A 16443-nucleotide genomic window follows, 5' to 3' on the forward strand; every position below is an offset into this window, starting at 1 on the left:
AATATACGTCACTTTTTACGGTGTCTCATACTTTTTTGACCCAAAATACGCTTTTTATCTCGCGAGCGACGAGCTTTATTAGTGTTTTTTCTTATATTTTTAGGCTCTTTCGTTAAATCTGGCTCATACCCCGGTAACCACTGAGGAGTAAGTCTGGTGCCCAGCAAAATGTCTATTTCATCTAATAACCATTGTTCATCAATGCTAACTAGCGATAACGCTAACCCTTTTTCGCCAGCACGACCTGTACGACCTATTCGATGCACATAATCTTCAGCCACATAAGGTAGCTCATAGTTAATGACATATTTTAAAGAGGCAATATCAAGGCCGCGAGCGGCCACATCAGTCGCGACTAATACCCTAGTTACACCAGATTTAAAGTTTTGTAATGCTTTATCTCGCGCCCCTTGGCTTTTATCACCATGAATTGATTCGGTTTTTAAGCCATCTTTAGACATTTCTTTAGCAAGCACATCAGCAGTTTGTTTAGTTCGGGTAAATATCAGTACTTGCTGCCAATTTTTCATGCCAATCATGTGTGACACCAGCTCACGTTTACGGTCTTCATCAACCGCATAAACTAGCTGCTCAACTTCAACCGCTGCCGAGTTGCGTTTATTCACTTCAACTAGTTTAGGATCATCTAGTAACTGCTTACTAAGCTTAAAGATACTGTCATCAAATGTGGCTGAAAAAAGTAAGGTTTGGCGTTCTTTTGGCACATGACGCAAGATACGTTTTATCTCGTCAATAAACCCCATATCAAGCATGCGATCAGCTTCATCAAATACCAAAGCATTAATACTAGAAAGTTTAATACTGCCTTTGATCAGATGATCAAGTAAACGCCCCGGAGTTGCAACAACAACCTGCGCCCCTTTTATCGCTTTTATTTGTGACCAATACTAGCGCCGCCATAAGCCAATGCCGCTTTTATTTCAGTATGCGCTGCATAACGCTCTACACTTGCAAAGACTTGCTGTGCGAGCTCTCGGGTTGGCGTTAAAATTAGGACTTTAACAGCATCAGGGAGTACTTCAGCAGATAACAAATTGTGCAGTAGTGGTAAAACAAAGGCAGCGGTTTTACCCGTACCAGTTTGTGCGCTGCCCATTACATCTGCACCCGCTAAAATAAGTGGGATGGTTTGCGCTTGAATTGCTGTGGGTGTGTGATAATTCTCTTCTTGCAAGGCTGTTAGCAATGCAGGTGCAAGATTTAACTCTGAAAAGGTCGCTACTGACATAGTCTGAAGTATATTTAGCTATAAAAACGCTATTGTACGCGGAACATCAGCAACAAAAAAGGCGCAATAAGCGCCCTTTGTCGTAATTGTAAAGATTACGCCGGTTTAAGTGACTCTTTCCGGTGATTATAAAAACTAATTAGGTCATCAACCGTTGTTTGGCAATAATCACGAATGCCAGATACAAGCATGTGCTTTTCACCCGCCCCTACTTTTTCGCCATTTTCTAACAGGTTGAAGCGAAGCGTAATTTTTCCGCGTTTGCCAGTAAACTCAAAATCAGGCTCAGCAAACTCTAATTCAGGTGCACTGATATCAAGGCGGTCAAGGTTAATCAACATTGATTCGTAAATCACCATTGGGCGGGCTGGGTTGATCATCACATCTTGCTTGCCCATTAATGGAATGATGACATGTGGGAAGGTAGTACCAGAAAACTCAACATAGTTTTTTATTAAGCTATTTGTTAACTCAGGACATTGGCTAACAGCCCCTTCACGCTTTACTTTTAGCATCACTTTTTCGCCATCGGTGATAGCAAACTCATCAGCACCTTCAGGAAAAGTCAGCTTTGAATTTTCATCAACCATACCGGCAAAAGTGAACTCCATTTTTTCACTAATACCATAGCGGTTTAAAACCAGCGAAAAAAGTAAATCGCCCGGCACACAAAACTTTTTAGCATCTTTATCGTGTAACGGATTGAAATCATCCGCCACTAACTTAGCAAAGCGACAGCCTTGCTCGCGTGAGATAGAAACGTAATCAGCATGCTGCTGATAATAAGGACTTAACATATTTGTTCACTGCTTAAACTACTTATAACCTATCTATACTATCAGAAAAAAAGCACACAGAGGTCGAATCTGTTGAGTATCATTTTCTATATTAACTTTGTGAAAGACTAATTACTTTCAGAGCGCGCACCAAATTGTATCAATTTGTACGAAACAATTAACAAATAAGCGTGAATAGTAAAAACTAATAGCGCATTTATATAGTGAAAAATTATTACATAAAAACAAATATAAATTCACTTTATCTTTTAAAACAACAAGCTAATAAAGATCTGAACGAGGCACTACAAAAAACTCTGAAACACAAGCTTTAATGTAAGGCAATTTGTAGCTAATGAAATAAATGAGGTATGATAAGCGCGCTTTTTTATCATGAAATAACTCATATAGACTGCATAAATAATAATGATAATAAGCGGTAAATAAATGAATACTCACTATGATTTTGAATGGTTTCATCTGTTTTTAATGGTAAATATTGCTTTGAAATTTAGACGACCAATCGCTCAGGGACTTGGTTAAATGATAAACCGATTAAGCTGGGCGGCTCTGCTTTTTTGTTTTTGCTGCTACTCTCAAGCTGAAGATAAAGCTGAACAGGTCTTTTTTAAAGTTTCACCAACAGTCTGTGTGACAGAAGCAAAACAAAAAGCCTGCGAGTTTAATGTGCAAGTTCATTTTCGAGTTGCTCCTTATGAAGAACTTTGTTTAGAAGTAACCCAACGCCCTCATTACACTCAGTGCTACACGCAAACAGGATTAATAGCCAAACAGTTTTTAATCAAAACAGAATACCCTCTTACCGTTAAGTTAATTAACCCTTTGAGCAGCAACGTTGTTAAACAGCAGCGTCTCTCAATAGTTAGCTATGAAGCCAAAGATTACCGTATAAAGCGGCGCTTTGGCTGGAGTTTATGATGCAGCATATTTTTTTAATTGAAGATGATGTGAAACTAGCCAATTTAATTCAAACATTTTTATTAAAACACGGCTATACCATTGATGTATTTAATACAGCTGAAGATTACCGTAGTAGTGAAATTACCTTTATTCCCTCATTGATTATCTGTGATGTGATGTTACCTGATGGCAATGGTTTTGAATTAATTTCACAACTAAAAGAAAAATACACCTGTCCTGTTATTTTTTTAACAGCTTTAGACTCAGTGCAATCACAAATTAAAGGCCTAAACTTAGGTGCTTACGACTACTTAATAAAGCCCATTAAACCTGAGCTATTATTAGCGAAAATTAAAACAATCATCGCCCACACTGTAAGCCAAGATAACTTTTCAGATCACAGCGACTGTTTACGCATAGACAGTAAAAAGCGTGATATCTACTTTCATAATACTGCTCTGAACCTAAACGAGAGTGAATTTGATATTATCGCCTATCTAGCGAAGAATATGCCGCAGCCAGTCTCTCGCGAAGTGCTGTTTAAACATGTCATTGGCCGTGAGTATGACGGACTAGACCGCGCTATAGATTTAAAAGTGAGCCGATTACGTAAAAAACTCAAAGATACGATAAGCAGCCACAAAAATTCGTTGGATATTAAATCGGTGCGAGGCAAAGGCTACAGTTTGGATATTTCAAAACTATGAAGCAGCAATTTTTTAAGCTTTACCTGATTATCACAGTAAGCTTAATTGCTTTAGTTCTTGCGTTTGGTCAGCTTTATAATGAGTTTTTTTCTAAGCATGTGCCGAGTATACAAATTAGTGTTGCTGAACTTACGCAAATAGCAGAGCAAAAAGACTCGCGGATCAGTAGCCTAAGCATAAGTGAAATTGCATTGCCTGATTCTTTGCTCGACACGTTTAATCAAGACGGTATTATCAGTGTCACTGAGCATAATCAGCAATTTATATATCTCAAGGGCAGTAATGGTAGCATTCAAAAAGTTGGCCCCATTAACCTGATTTCACACGCAAAAACTGACTGGTTTGCTTTTTTCGCCTTTTATTTTTTGCTTGGTGTGATGATTTTATTGTTTATACGCCCAGTGTTTCGTGATTTGAGCTTATTGCAACGTGCAGCCTACCGCTTCAGCAAAAAACCGCAACGAATAGAGCTCGATATAAAACCAAATTCATCCATTGCACCGCTTGCAAACACCTTTACTGATATGTCAGAGCGTATCAACAAATTTGTGCAGCTTCATAGCGATTTATCCCGCATTATTTCTCATGAAATTCGTACCCCACTCTCGCGTATGCGATTTGCGTTATCAATCGCAGAACTAGATTCGTTAGAAAGTAGCCAAATAGAGCGTGATATCGATGAGATTGAATTGCGCTTAGAACAATATTTATCGTTTGCTCGTTTAGAGCATCAACAAAGTGTGTTTAATCAGGAGAAAGTTAACTTAACTAAACTGATCAACACGGAAATAGCTAAATTTGATTTATACAAAGAACTCAAATTTATTCCAACTCTTGGGGTTGACGCTGCTTTTTGCGAAACAAGCTTTATGGCAATCGCGGTACAAAACTTACTGATCAACGCCACAAAATACGCAAAGCACACTATTTATATAAGAACTGAAGAGAAAGCAGGTAATTACTTGATAAGCGTCACAGATGATGGACCAGGATTGCCTATAAATGCTGATGCGTTAATTGAACCATTCAAACAAGGTGAAGGAGATAAATTGGCGAGTGGTTATGGATTAGGACTTTATATCGTGCATCGTATTGCTAGCTGGCATGGCGGTAAAATTGGTTTAGCCAATAACCTCGAAACCGGCGGCGCTCAAATCTCAATCAGTTGGCCTAAAAATGGTATGTAATGCCAGTAAAACCTGAGAAATAGCCATTTTTATTAATCATATGTGAGTTAGCTAAATTGCTATCAAGCCAAGTGTGCTTTAGTTTGAAATCAACACTAAAATTATCACTGATCGGATACTCGTAGCTTACTTTTAAATAGTAATTGGTGGCACTTTCTAAATTATAACTTAATAAGCGAGTTTTGCTCTCAGTGGGGCTAACCGTGTAGTAATAGTCAATTAACTCTTCATTTTTGTAGTTTATACCAGCCTCAATGCCAGCAATACCGGAAAACAGTGTAAATGCTTGGTAGCCATTGAATAAGATTTCATAGCCATTATGAACATTGGTTATATCGTGCACGTATGCCGCACTCAACCAAATGTCGTCATAAATATTTAAAGCTGATGAAAAGCCAGCCATATAAGAAAGGTTGCGCTCTATCGGTGTTAAGTTAATTGGTGAAGCACTTGGAATTGTAGGTCGACCTGAACTAGAACGAACCACACCTGTCGCGTAGAGTTTATCTACCCCATCTAACTCAAAGAAGAAGCCATCATCATTAAAGCGCCCCAGTAAATCAATATAAAATTTCTCAGATTCAAATAAGCTGTAACCAATAGAAAAATCATCGAAATACCAGCTATCACCATAATAAGCCAAGCTTGGCAGAATTGGCGAAATAACATCATCGGCATCAAGTACTGGGTTCTCAATACCACCGTAGCCTAGCGTAACGCTTGCATGAAAAGTAGACTTTTTAATCAATTGCGGCTGCTTAACATCATCCTGCGCAAATGCAGTTGATGCAGCTAAGCAACACATTGAACCAAACAACCTTTTCATTAACGTAACTCACCTTAATGCCGTAATAAACGACTACTATACTAACTTAATAAACTAAAACTCTTTTAGCCCTTTCTGTTCTGGGGCAATCATAGCGTTTGCATACATTTTTGTATAATTTTTTTGCCACACAACGCAGTAAAATGACTTATTTTATCTACTATCGTCAAACTAACATACTGAAAGAAATATTAAATAGCTTGTACATTTTGCTACATAGGTTTTCAGTTTTAGTTATTAAATTCCATTATTTAATTTACTCAATGACAAAAAAAGGGCCCGAATCCCTTTGCTACATAACACACTTAGGGAGTGTTTAGTCTCGCTTCATACGGCGACGAAGACCGGCAAAACCAGCTAATAACACTGTTATCCATGCTAAAGAGCCGCTTGAGCCAGAGCTTGATTGCGCTTCTTCTTCAGGAACGACCGTTGTTTCTTCAGCCGTTACTGTCACAGCAACTCCTAGTTCCATCGCTTCTATTCCATCACTTACCAATACAGTAAACTGATGCTCACCAGCCGTTAGACCTAATACTTCAGTGATTGCTGATGTTGGACTTGCGATAGTACCTGGGCCTTGCCATGAGAAAGTTAACTCATCGTTATCTAAATCATGAGATGCTGAGGCATCTAGGGTAATAACGCTGCCTTCAGTGACTTGCTGAGAACTTGCTTCAACAACCACAACAGGTGCGTCGTTTACTGCCTCGACTGTTAACATAAAGGTTGTGCTAGCTGCGTCTGATGGGTATTCAATATCAGACACCATTACAGTTACTTCTGTCTCACCAGAGAAGTTTTCATTTGGTGTAATAGTTACTGTATCGCCATCAACTTCGTAGCTTACATCATCAGAAATTACCGAGATTTCATTCTTCGAGTTCTTTTCATCAATGTGATGAACGTCGAAGCTAATCGGTGTTTCCTCAGTTGTCACCATATCATCAAGTGCAATCACTGTGATGTTACCAGGGATCGCCAGTGTTGCAGTTGAAGTCATGTCATTCAGACCCGAGATTGCTGCTTTAGCTGCAACTTCAAGTGTTTGACCTGTAGCGGTTGGCATAACTTCGGCCCATGCGGTGACTTCAAATTGTGATGACTCTGGACCAACATAGTCCATACATACTACGTATCCATCGCTGATTACTTCATCTAAGTTGTTGTAAGCAATCTGAATACCGCGATAGCTTTCAAGAGGACCGTATTGATATTGTGCACCGCGGAAACCTTGTAAACCGATACTTCCAGCAGGACGAGTAGTACCAAAATCTAAATTATCGTATGCATAGTAAATTTCATGCTCGCCTTTACCAAAGCGCGTATTGGCATTAAACAGCACTTGGAAGTCAAATGAGTTATCACGTTTAGTGTAAGTGTATTGACCCGTTTCACGATCATAAACAGGGTTGTCGTAATCTGACGCGTTATCCCACTCAATAATACCCCAACCTGTTGTTGTACTTGCAAGTGAGATCCCTTCGTTAGACGATAAACCCACTGACATTACTGAACGTAATAAGCCGCTCTCTGCAAACTCCCAACCACGCCATAATGGACCCATATTCTCATAAGGGAATGTTTCATAAGGAAACGGATTATGCACTGGGAAGAAGTAACGACTACCGCCTGTATTCACTGTCCCCATACCACGAATTTGAATTATCGAGTTTTGGATATTTGTATTATCAGCATTGTTATACAGACTGAATGTGTCAAATGCACCATTGTAAAAGCTTGCTATTGGTAACGAATAACCACTTCGTGAATTATATAGATTACTTTCATCGAAGCCTGAAAGCATAGGCATAATGCCAAACTCAGATAAGTCGACATAACCGCCTGGGTTTGAGTTACCAAAATCAGGTGTACGACACATTTCATCAGTGATGTTATCAGTGACGATGTAATCTGGCTCTACATCTCGGGTATCCGCTTGTGTGCCCGTTACAATCACTTTACCGTCAGCAATTTCAACGTTGATTTCAGATGCTGTTGAAACCATTACATTTCCTGCTTTGATATCAAGACCAGCAGGAATATCAAGTTCTAGTGAGAACTCACGATCTATACCTGAGTTATTCGCTAATACTTCAAATGTGTAAGGCACCATATCGCCCACTTTTGCACCTGTATATGGCGCATCAAGGTGAGCAACATCATTGCCACGGTTAAGCTTAAATGGAATAGAGCCTAGGTTGCCATGATTTACGGCCGATGTGCCCACATCAAGCAAAGAGTAGTAAACGCTGTCTGAATCAAATTCCATATCCCAATTAACAGTCATTTCAACAGTGTTTTGGCCATCACTGCTAGGAAGGCTGGCTGTCATTCCTGACGCCTCTTGGTCAGACACAACGGCTGTGGCAAGTTTAAAGGTTTCTTCTAACGCACCAACCGATGATTCATTTGAGTTGTAAATTACAACCCAGTATTCACCTTCTTCTGGGTTGTTAATATTACAGAAGTTATTGTAAATGATATGGTTAGATACACATAAGATCTCGTCTTGCGGCTGAACAATACCATCACCGTTATAATCTTTACCTACATAGACGATAGCATTACCGACTTTTAAAGTACCTTCTAACTCGGATTCAACACCTACGCTTTCAGCAATAAAACGTTTTGCGTTCGCAGGCACAGTAACAAACTTAGTAAATGTTGCTTCATCTAGAATATCACTAGCATCAACTTCTTCTGTTCGATTCATAGCCCACGGGAAAGTACGCTCATCATCTTTTGGCAAAGTTACTGTAGTGATATCTGCTTTAACCGGCTCATATGCGCGTGCAACAGGTGCTTCAACACTCGGTAATACAATACCTTTAGCAACATAAGTGCCTACATTTGAATGAGCAGTTGTTTCTAATGAAGATGGTAAATTACCGCGGTCATATTTAAACGCTACTGGCCAATGTGCATCTGGGATACCAGCTTCTTCAGCTTGGAACACAAGGTTGGTATGAAGCTCAACTTCTGAGTTACTAAACCAATCTTGGGTATCCATGATTGATGCTTTAACAATGATTGTTTGCGTTTCACCTTTTTTCAGTGTGAAAGTTTTCGGGAAGATATCAATATTCACACCATTTTGAGCGGTTTGTGAATTAACATCAAATGCCCAGTTTTCAACATCTTCATGGCTTACAGTCCAGGTTCCATCTTCTGTTGCTTTGATAGTTCGAACCCATTGACACTCTGGTGCACAAGAAAAGTTAACCAAATTTGGTAAGTTAAGTTTGTGAGGTGTACCGCCATTATATGGATCAGCCGCTAAGAAGTTGTCGGCTGTTTCGTCCATAACAAAACCTGCTTCAGCTGCTAATGCAACATTGATTCGACCTGCACCAGCACGGTAAATTTTAGCATCAGCAACAACATCATTTTCACTGTTTAAACGATGGTACTTAACTACGTTTTCGGCAGTCATTGATAGTGCAGATTGAATCTCGGCTGCACTCCACTCAGGATGAATCTGACGCAGTAATGCCATTGCACCGGCAACATGAGGTGATGCCATAGACGTGCCGCTAATCGCTGCATAATCTTGACCATGTGGTGCCACAAAAGGATGCTCATCAGAGTATGCCGCATAAATATCAACACCAGGAGCTGCAAGTGTTGGAGCTAGTACTTCAGCATTCGAATAAGATGGACCACGCGATGAGAAGGTTGCTAACCAATCAGCATCTTCAGCATCAACACGGCGCTCAATCACTGTTGGCTTAATAGTGATCATATGACCTTTCTCTGATGTGCTATCAACCCAATCTTCTAAACCGTCATCGGGCCACACACCATTCCATTGATCATAGGTAAAATGAACGCCTGGTAATGAGTAAGCCTCAGGTACTGTAGCTTGATCACTGTCACGGTTGAACATAATGAAACCATCAGCGCCACCGGCTTTTACATGATCTACTTTTGCGGTACGGGCATTGGCAGCTGTATCTGTAGCTGAGTGACGTTGACAGATTACAATAACATTCGTGCTGCCATCAGCCGCACCAGCTATTTCTGTCCCATCTTTGTAGAAATTAAACGTATTTTCAGGATAATCGGCAGTACAGTATCCATCAGAGTCTTTAAAACCATTGACGTCTTCATAGTCTTTAGCCCAGACAACAACGCCGGTAATTTCTTCGCTATTAATGGCACCGCCAACTAACCCCATATCTGACCAACTTGGTACTTCAGAACCCATCGTTTCATCAGCAAAGCCCGCATATTCAACTGCAGTTTCAACGACAACAGTACGGCCATGTGTTGTTGCTGCAACTTGCGCAAGCCACGGCGACGAGTTATCTAAATAGCCAAAACATTCAGCTGCGCCACACCCCTGACCGCTGTTACCTGCTGCCGCGGCAACGTTGATGCCCGCTTCACGCGCTGCTAAGAATGCAAGTTGTACTGGATCGGCCCAAACGTTTGAGTCGGCTCCACCAATTGAGAAGTTGATTACATCAACCCCATCAGAAATTGCATCTTCAATACCAGCTACAAGCGCTTCACCAGGACAACCTGCGTATTCTTCACTTGATGGGTAACATACTTGATAAGAAATAATATTTGCATGCGGTGCAACACCTGAGATTTCAGGGAATAAACCCTCTTTCAAGATATTGCCATCAGTATTTTCACCAAAACTAGGTAGCATATATGGAACGTCTTTGACTACGTTACCTGCCGCAGTTGACGCAACATGCGAACCATGACCTTGATAATCTTCACCAATCGCCGGCCAGCCTGGGATCATGGCATCAAACGCATCTGTGATCACATCGTAAGAACGTACACCAATTAGTTTGTTATTACATTGAATCTCTTCTGGCTCTTCAACACAGTCACCAACATAAACGCCCGCACCAAATGGGTTTTCATGCTCATAACCATCAGCACCCACAGCTGCAAATGACGGGTGATCTGAGTTAATACCTGTATCAATAATACCTATGATTTGGCCTTCACCTTTGCCCTTGATCCCACTTGGAACACTTGTTCCATCCCAAATTTGATCAGCACCGATGTGCTTAGGGCCTTCATCTGAAAGTAAATCATAATTTTTAGAACGCATTACTAATACAACAGAGCCAAGCGAAGCGACCTGTAATGCCTCTTGCTCTGTCATTTTTACAGAGAAACCATTTAGCGCTTTAGTGAATTGACGGCGCATCTCTGTACGCCCTGTAACTGCCGTTACGTTTTGCATAACAGCACGTTGTTTCGAATAAAGCTTGTTTTGATATTCTGTAACGGCTGAAATTGCAGCCTGACCTTTTTCAAAAACTTTGGTAATACCTTGAGCTTGCATAGATTTTGATAAAGACGAAGTTAAGTCTCTAGCTTCAAGAGCAACAGAGTTATCACGTAAACGAATAATATAAATATGTTCGCCACCCAGACCTTCTTCTTTAAATTTGCTTGCTTGGCTATTTAATTGAACATTTAAACCATCGTTTTGTAGCATGCTTGAAGAGTTACCTTGCTCGAACTCTTTGGAAAATGCTTTCACTTCTTCAAATGTAATATTTGGTGCTTTTAATTGGTGCTTAACTTGATTGTTCTCAACACCGACTGCATGTGCAGAACTAGCACTATAGAGAGCTGCAGCAACAGCAATCGAAAGTGTTTTGACTTTCATAAAGTATCCCCTGGATAGTTAGTTTGAATAGTTATTCAAGCTTTTTGAATTTCCATTTCAACGCTTGTAGTAACAATATAACCACAGGGAGAATCAAAAATGACGTACATTCGTGTAGCGTTTTGTACACACTGTTAACATTAAAGTTACCAAAGGTGGGCTAATATAGCGTTTCTATATACAATATCTCTGAATACAAAATAGAAGTAGCATATTTTATTTAGGTAAGAATTGAAGGTGAAACTTTTTATTAATCAATTGATTATGATTATGAAGTGGTAAATCGCATAATTCTTATGCAACTATAACTTGAGCTGGCTCATGGTTTTCAAATTCGAAGCAGTAAAGGCTTTACCAGCGATGAGCAAAACTGTCATTTTGCAACATTGTGTTCTGGTAAAGCCTATCGTTTTTAGCGGTTTAACGCTTGCTGTGAAATCATTTCAGCAACACTACCCACTTGTACTGACATACTCTCTTGACTAGGCGGAAATGCCTTAAAGGTTTTTACAAACTCTGCAATTTGATTACCTGCAGGGCCTAAAATCCAACTACGGTTTTCAGCCCACTCATCATACCCCCTAGCATCAATGAAACGCTCAAATGGATCCATTTTTAAGTTAATAATGTAAGGTGAAGTAAGAGCTTGCTGTGTAGACCTAAACCAATGATTTTGTTCTGTAAAAATTAATTTCCAGTCACCGTAACGCATTCCATGAAAGGTCGTTTCGGTGAAGTAATAGAACTCTTTACGCTTTGTTTTACCATTGTTCAGTAAGATATCACTTTGATCGAAACCATCTAAATGAACCTTATACTTTTGACCGTTGATTTTGGTACCTTTTAATAAATTAGCTTTTAAATCTTTATCGCCAACCCACGACATAATCGTTGGCATCCAATCTTCCATTGTCATGAACTCACCTGTGCTCACACCTTTAGGAATATGGTTCGGCCATTTAACAACCATAGGTACTCTGAAGCCACCTTCCCAGCCACCAACGCCTTTTTCACCATGAAATGGCTGATTACCACCATCTGGTCATGAGTTTGATGCGGCACCGTTGTCGGTAGAAAACATCACTATTGTGTTATCAGCGACTTTAAGTTCATCAAGTAAGTTAAGTAACTCACCTACATCATCATCCATTTCGGCCATACCATCAGCATATAAACCAAAGCCAGTTTTACCGTCATAAGCTTTATTAAGGTTAGTTTGGTAATGCATTCGAGTTGTGTTATGCCACACGAAGAAAGGTTTATTCTGTTTTACTGCATCACGAATAAAGCGTTTTGACTCTACAAGTACTTCTTGGTCTAAATTACGCTGACGCTCTTTCCCAAATGGGCCAAGATCTTTAATCTCTTGTTTGCCATTTCCAAGCGCTTTTGAATGAATGACTCCACGCATTTTTAAGCCTAACTTTTCTTGTGTTTTAGCGTCTTGAGGATAATCTTGCTGCTCTGGATACTCACCCGCATTGAGGTGATATAAGATACCAAAAAATTCATCAAAGCCATGATTTGTAGGTAAGTGTTCATCACGATCACCTAAGTGATTTTTACCGAATTGGCCTGTAACGTAACCTTTTGATTTGAGCATGGTTGCTAAGGTTGGATCTTTCTCTTGCAAACCTTGTGGTGCGCCAGGAAGACCTACGGTACTGAGACCTGTACGCATAGGATACTGACCAGTAATAAATGCAGCGCGGCCAGCAGTGCACGAGGCCTGTGCGTAATGATCCATAAATATCATGCCATCATTCGCAATGCTATCAATGTTAGGTGTACTGCCTCCCATCATACCTCGATGGTAAGCACTAATATTCCACATACCAACATCATCGCCCCAAATAACAAGTACATTGGGTTTTTCTGCAGCGACACTTGGTAAACTTAAGCCTAAAATGGCCACGCAGGCCAGTATGTATTTAAACATCACTTTCTCCTTGAAAACTGACTAAAGCATTTGCCTTAGCTTCAAAAATCCCTCGCTTGCAGTCACCTTATACTGCTTTCTTAAGATATTCATACAAGTGATAAATTGTGCATGTTTAATACTATTAGAGCAGTCCCTATTTACAAGTTAAATCTGGGGTAACTTTGATTTAAATATAAAAAAACCGAGCATAAAGCTCGGTTTATAAAACTAAAGGATGATTAAGCTTGCGGATAATCGCGGTATGCACGCTCAATTTTTTTCGCTTGCTTTTTAGACACACCAAGATGTGCTAAAGCAACACGTAAACGAGCACGCGATAAGTCAGAGCCTAAAATTTCCATCGCATCAAGTACTGATGTTGAAGATGTCTTACCTGTGATAGCCACAAAGATTGGCTCTAGGAAGTCTTTAATCTTCAACTCATGGAAAGTCGCCACTTCTTTTGCGATAGCAAAAATCGCTGGTTTTTCCCAACTACGTAAACCTTCTAATTGCCAGATGAAGAACTGTAATGCTTGACGGATTACATCTTCATCAGCTTTACCTGCTGTTAATAGCGCAGGATCATAACTTGGAATACCACCTACAAAGTGGCCCGCAAGGTCAACCATGTCAGAAAGCGTATTAATACGTGTTTTAGCTTCTGGCAATACTTTAGCGAATAGCTCGGTATTAAATTTCCAATCAACAAAACGCTGCATTAGCTCTGCATCAGATAAGTTTTCACGGATCCACATACCGTTTAACCAACTAAGCTTATCGATATCGAAAATTGGGCCGCCAAGCGACACTCGTTTCATATCAAAGTGTTCAATCATCTCTGCTAAGGTGAACTTTTCACGCTCGTCTGGCATTGACCAACCCATACGGCCTAAATAGTTTAATAGTGCCTCTGGAAGGTAACCCATTTCTTTATAGTAGTTGATTGAAGTTGGGTTTTTACGCTTCGATAATTTTGACTTATCTGGGTTACGCAGTAACGGTAAGTGACCTAGTACTGGCGCTTCCCAACCGAAGTCTTCATATAATTTTAATAGCTTAGGCGCTGAATTTGATCCACTCTTCACCACGGAAAATGTGGCTAATTTGCATGTGATGATCATCAACAACGTTGGCAAGGAAGTAAGTTGGGAAACCATCTGCTTTAAGTAGCACTTGCATGTCTACATTTTCCCATGGGATCTCAATTTCGCCACGTAGGTAGTCGTTAAACTTAAACGTGCCTTCGCTTGGGATCTTCATACGGATTACGTAAGGCTTACCCGCTTCAAGGTTTGCTTTAATTTCATCTTCAGAAAGATTTAAACCACGACCATCGTATTTAGGGCGTAGACCTTCGGTCATTTGCTCTTCACGCATTTGGTCTAGTTCTTCGCTCGTAGCAAAACAGTAAAAAGCTTTACCCTGTTCAACTAACTGATGCGCGAATTTCTTATATAAATCGCTACGCTCAGATTGACGGTATGGGCCAAACTCACCGCCTACATCTGGACCGTGATCCCAGTTTAAGCCTAACCATTGTAAGCTATCCATAATAGCTTGCTCTGATTCTGGCGTACTACGAACTTGGTCTGTATCTTCAATACGTAACACAAACTCACCGCCTTGCTGCTTAGCAAAACAGTAGTTAAATAATGCGATATATGCAGTACCTAGGTGCGGGTCGCCAGTCGGTGACGGAGCAACACGGGTGCGAATTGTCATGGTTATATCTCTCAAAAGACAATTAAAAAATTTGCCCAAATGCTAGCACAGCACGGGCTATAATCGAAGTGAAAAGCCGCTTTATGCCGCGACTTTATCTAAATAAGCAATGATATCGTTTGATTCATACAACCAAGTCACTTGGCCGTTTTCTTCAATGCGTAAACAAGGAACTTTTACTTTTCCGCCCTGCTCTAATAGCTCTTGGCGAAATTGCTCGTTATCTTTGGCGTCACGGGTTTCAACTGAAAGGCCTTGACGTTTTATGGCACGACGTACTTTCACGCAAAATGGACAGGCTTTAAATTGATATAGTTTAAATTGTGATGTCACTGAATCAAGCGCGGCTTGCTCTGCTGCCGGGCGCTTTTTACTACGTGGCGTGAATACAAAATCAAAAAACAAAATGATGCGGCCTAACAACCAACGAACAAACTTCATCTTACCTTCTCATAGGGTTCAAAAAAATAGTGAGCAATTTTAACACAGCTAAGCGCGCTGCAACACCTTAAAACAGCTCAATTGAATCATCTTGAGGTTGGCTTTGTTGAATATCTAGTTCGGAATAGGCAGTGACACAATTACGACCGCTGTTTTTAGAATGGTATAAGGCCTGATCGGCTTTTTGCACAAGGCTGGCAACCATTTCAAACTCGTAGATTGGCATAAAACCACTACTCACTGTTAAGTTGCCTACTTGAGGAAATGGGTATTGAGCAACACAGGAGCGAAAACGATTAAGTGCATTTCGTGCATCTAACTCGTCACTTGCTTGAAATAACACAGAAAACTCTTCGCCGCCGTAGCGAAAAACGTAATCTTCAATACGAAAGTTATTTTTTAAAAGCTGTGCCACAAGTAAAATAACCTCATCACCAATTACATGACCATAGTTATCATTAACACGTTTAAAATGATCAATATCGACCATAGCAAGGAACCAATGACACTGCTTAGAGTCATGCTCGACCGCTGTATTGGCAGCTATCTCAATCACTTTTTTATCAAATGTTTGCCTGTTAAGAAGTTCAGTAAGTGGATCCTGCTGTGATTTATGTAATAAAGAGAGCTGATTCGCATAGATATTCAGCATATAAATAGCTAGCATACTGCAGCGCTCGGTTAACTCTTTATCAGATTCAACAACAAGTATACCGACGACATTGCCAGTGTAATAAATTGGCACATATGTCGATATCACCCCACAATCACGGCTAATCCGAATTTTATTGCGACTGACTTTTGCCAATAAGTCTAGGACTTCTTGCTCGCTAAGCTCCTCAATGGCTGTGTTCTTATTTAACAGCCGTGCGGGAAGACCAATATTAAAGGTTTTATTAATATAGATTGCAAAACGTGTAAACTCACCTAATTCAGCAACAGCATTTATCAGTGCACTGTCTAACTCAGGCTCTTCTTCCTGTTGCGTTATAGTGACTACCCAGTCATGCCCGCAAGCATTAGAAGCCATTTAGAAGCCCCCA

At 40.2% G+C, this 16443-nt stretch carries 8 protein-coding genes and 3 pseudogenes; 3 read left to right on the forward strand and 8 right to left on the reverse strand.

Features of this window, described 5'->3' with window-relative positions; all coding sequences use genetic code 11:
- Positions 1–8: 8 nt before the first annotated feature.
- Together ACRWSG_RS04880 and ACRWSG_RS04885 are read right to left on the reverse strand one after the other, a co-directional pair.
- Positions 9–1249: pseudogene (locus ACRWSG_RS04880) on the reverse strand (DEAD/DEAH box helicase).
- 95 nt (positions 1250–1344) lie between these two features.
- The gene (locus tag ACRWSG_RS04885; protein ID WP_138599615.1) at positions 1345–2046 is read right to left on the reverse strand and encodes a DUF3581 domain-containing protein; all 702 of its coding nucleotides are present in this window, start codon (positions 2044–2046) and stop codon (positions 1345–1347) included.
- Between the two features lie 522 nt (positions 2047–2568).
- Here ACRWSG_RS04885 and ACRWSG_RS04890 point away from each other — a divergent pair.
- From ACRWSG_RS04890 to ACRWSG_RS04900, 3 genes are read left to right on the forward strand one after another with little or no spacing between them, the layout of a single operon-like run.
- Positions 2569–2964, forward strand: a complete 396-nt coding sequence (locus tag ACRWSG_RS04890; protein WP_054551209.1) for a DUF3019 domain-containing protein — start codon at positions 2569–2571, stop codon at positions 2962–2964.
- Positions 2961–3653 carry a response regulator transcription factor gene (locus ACRWSG_RS04895; protein ID WP_138616348.1) on the forward strand — a complete coding sequence of 231 codons (693 nt, stop codon included), beginning with the start codon at positions 2961–2963 and terminating at the stop codon, positions 3651–3653. The genes ACRWSG_RS04890 and ACRWSG_RS04895 overlap by 4 nt, the downstream gene beginning before the upstream one ends.
- Entirely contained in the window at positions 3650–4840 is a 1191-nt protein-coding gene (locus tag ACRWSG_RS04900) for an ATP-binding protein (RefSeq protein ID WP_462165790.1), read from the forward strand. Before ACRWSG_RS04895 ends, ACRWSG_RS04900 begins: the two co-directional genes overlap by 4 nt.
- Here ACRWSG_RS04900 and ACRWSG_RS04905 read toward each other — a convergent pair.
- The 6 genes and pseudogenes from ACRWSG_RS04905 to ACRWSG_RS04930 form a co-directional block, all read right to left on the reverse strand.
- Positions 4824–5666, reverse strand: coding sequence for a MipA/OmpV family protein (locus ACRWSG_RS04905; RefSeq protein ID WP_138599612.1), 843 nt, complete (start codon positions 5664–5666; stop codon positions 4824–4826). The genes ACRWSG_RS04900 and ACRWSG_RS04905 overlap by 17 nt on opposite strands.
- 316 nt (positions 5667–5982) lie before the next feature.
- Positions 5983–11313, reverse strand: a complete 5331-nt coding sequence (locus ACRWSG_RS04910) for a S8 family serine peptidase (protein WP_462165791.1) — start codon at positions 11311–11313, stop codon at positions 5983–5985.
- Positions 11314–11725: 412 nt separating this feature from the next.
- A pseudogene (locus tag ACRWSG_RS04915) lies at positions 11726–13252 on the reverse strand (arylsulfatase).
- Positions 13253–13473: 221 nt separating this feature from the next.
- Positions 13474–14959 (reverse strand): annotated as a pseudogene (gene gltX, locus ACRWSG_RS04920) (glutamate--tRNA ligase).
- 81 nt (positions 14960–15040) lie between these two features.
- Positions 15041–15400 carry a glutathione S-transferase N-terminal domain-containing protein gene (locus ACRWSG_RS04925; RefSeq protein ID WP_054551202.1) on the reverse strand — a complete coding sequence of 120 codons (360 nt, stop codon included), beginning with the start codon at positions 15398–15400 and terminating at the stop codon, positions 15041–15043.
- Between the two features lie 67 nt (positions 15401–15467).
- Entirely contained in the window at positions 15468–16430 is a 963-nt protein-coding gene (locus ACRWSG_RS04930) for a GGDEF domain-containing protein (RefSeq protein ID WP_054551201.1), read from the reverse strand.
- Between the last annotated feature and the right edge of the window lie 13 nt (positions 16431–16443).

It is taken from the genome of Pseudoalteromonas sp. GB43 (assembly GCF_054923805.1).

Excerpts from the sequence above, each read along its gene's own strand:
- ACRWSG_RS04885 (WP_138599615.1), bottom strand. The coding sequence starts at position 2,046 with ATGTTAAGTCCTTATTATCAGCAGCATGCTGATTACGTTTCTATCTCA.
- ACRWSG_RS04890 (WP_054551209.1), top strand. The coding sequence starts at position 2,569 with ATGATAAACCGATTAAGCTGGGCGGCTCTGCTTTTTTGTTTTTGCTGC.
- ACRWSG_RS04895 (WP_138616348.1), top strand. The coding sequence starts at position 2,961 with ATGATGCAGCATATTTTTTTAATTGAAGATGATGTGAAACTAGCCAAT.
- ACRWSG_RS04900 (WP_462165790.1), top strand. The coding sequence starts at position 3,650 with ATGAAGCAGCAATTTTTTAAGCTTTACCTGATTATCACAGTAAGCTTA.
- ACRWSG_RS04905 (WP_138599612.1), bottom strand. The coding sequence starts at position 5,666 with ATGAAAAGGTTGTTTGGTTCAATGTGTTGCTTAGCTGCATCAACTGCA.
- ACRWSG_RS04910 (WP_462165791.1), bottom strand. The coding sequence starts at position 11,313 with ATGAAAGTCAAAACACTTTCGATTGCTGTTGCTGCAGCTCTCTATAGT.
- ACRWSG_RS04925 (WP_054551202.1), bottom strand. The coding sequence starts at position 15,400 with ATGAAGTTTGTTCGTTGGTTGTTAGGCCGCATCATTTTGTTTTTTGAT.
- ACRWSG_RS04930 (WP_054551201.1), bottom strand. The coding sequence starts at position 16,430 with ATGGCTTCTAATGCTTGCGGGCATGACTGGGTAGTCACTATAACGCAA.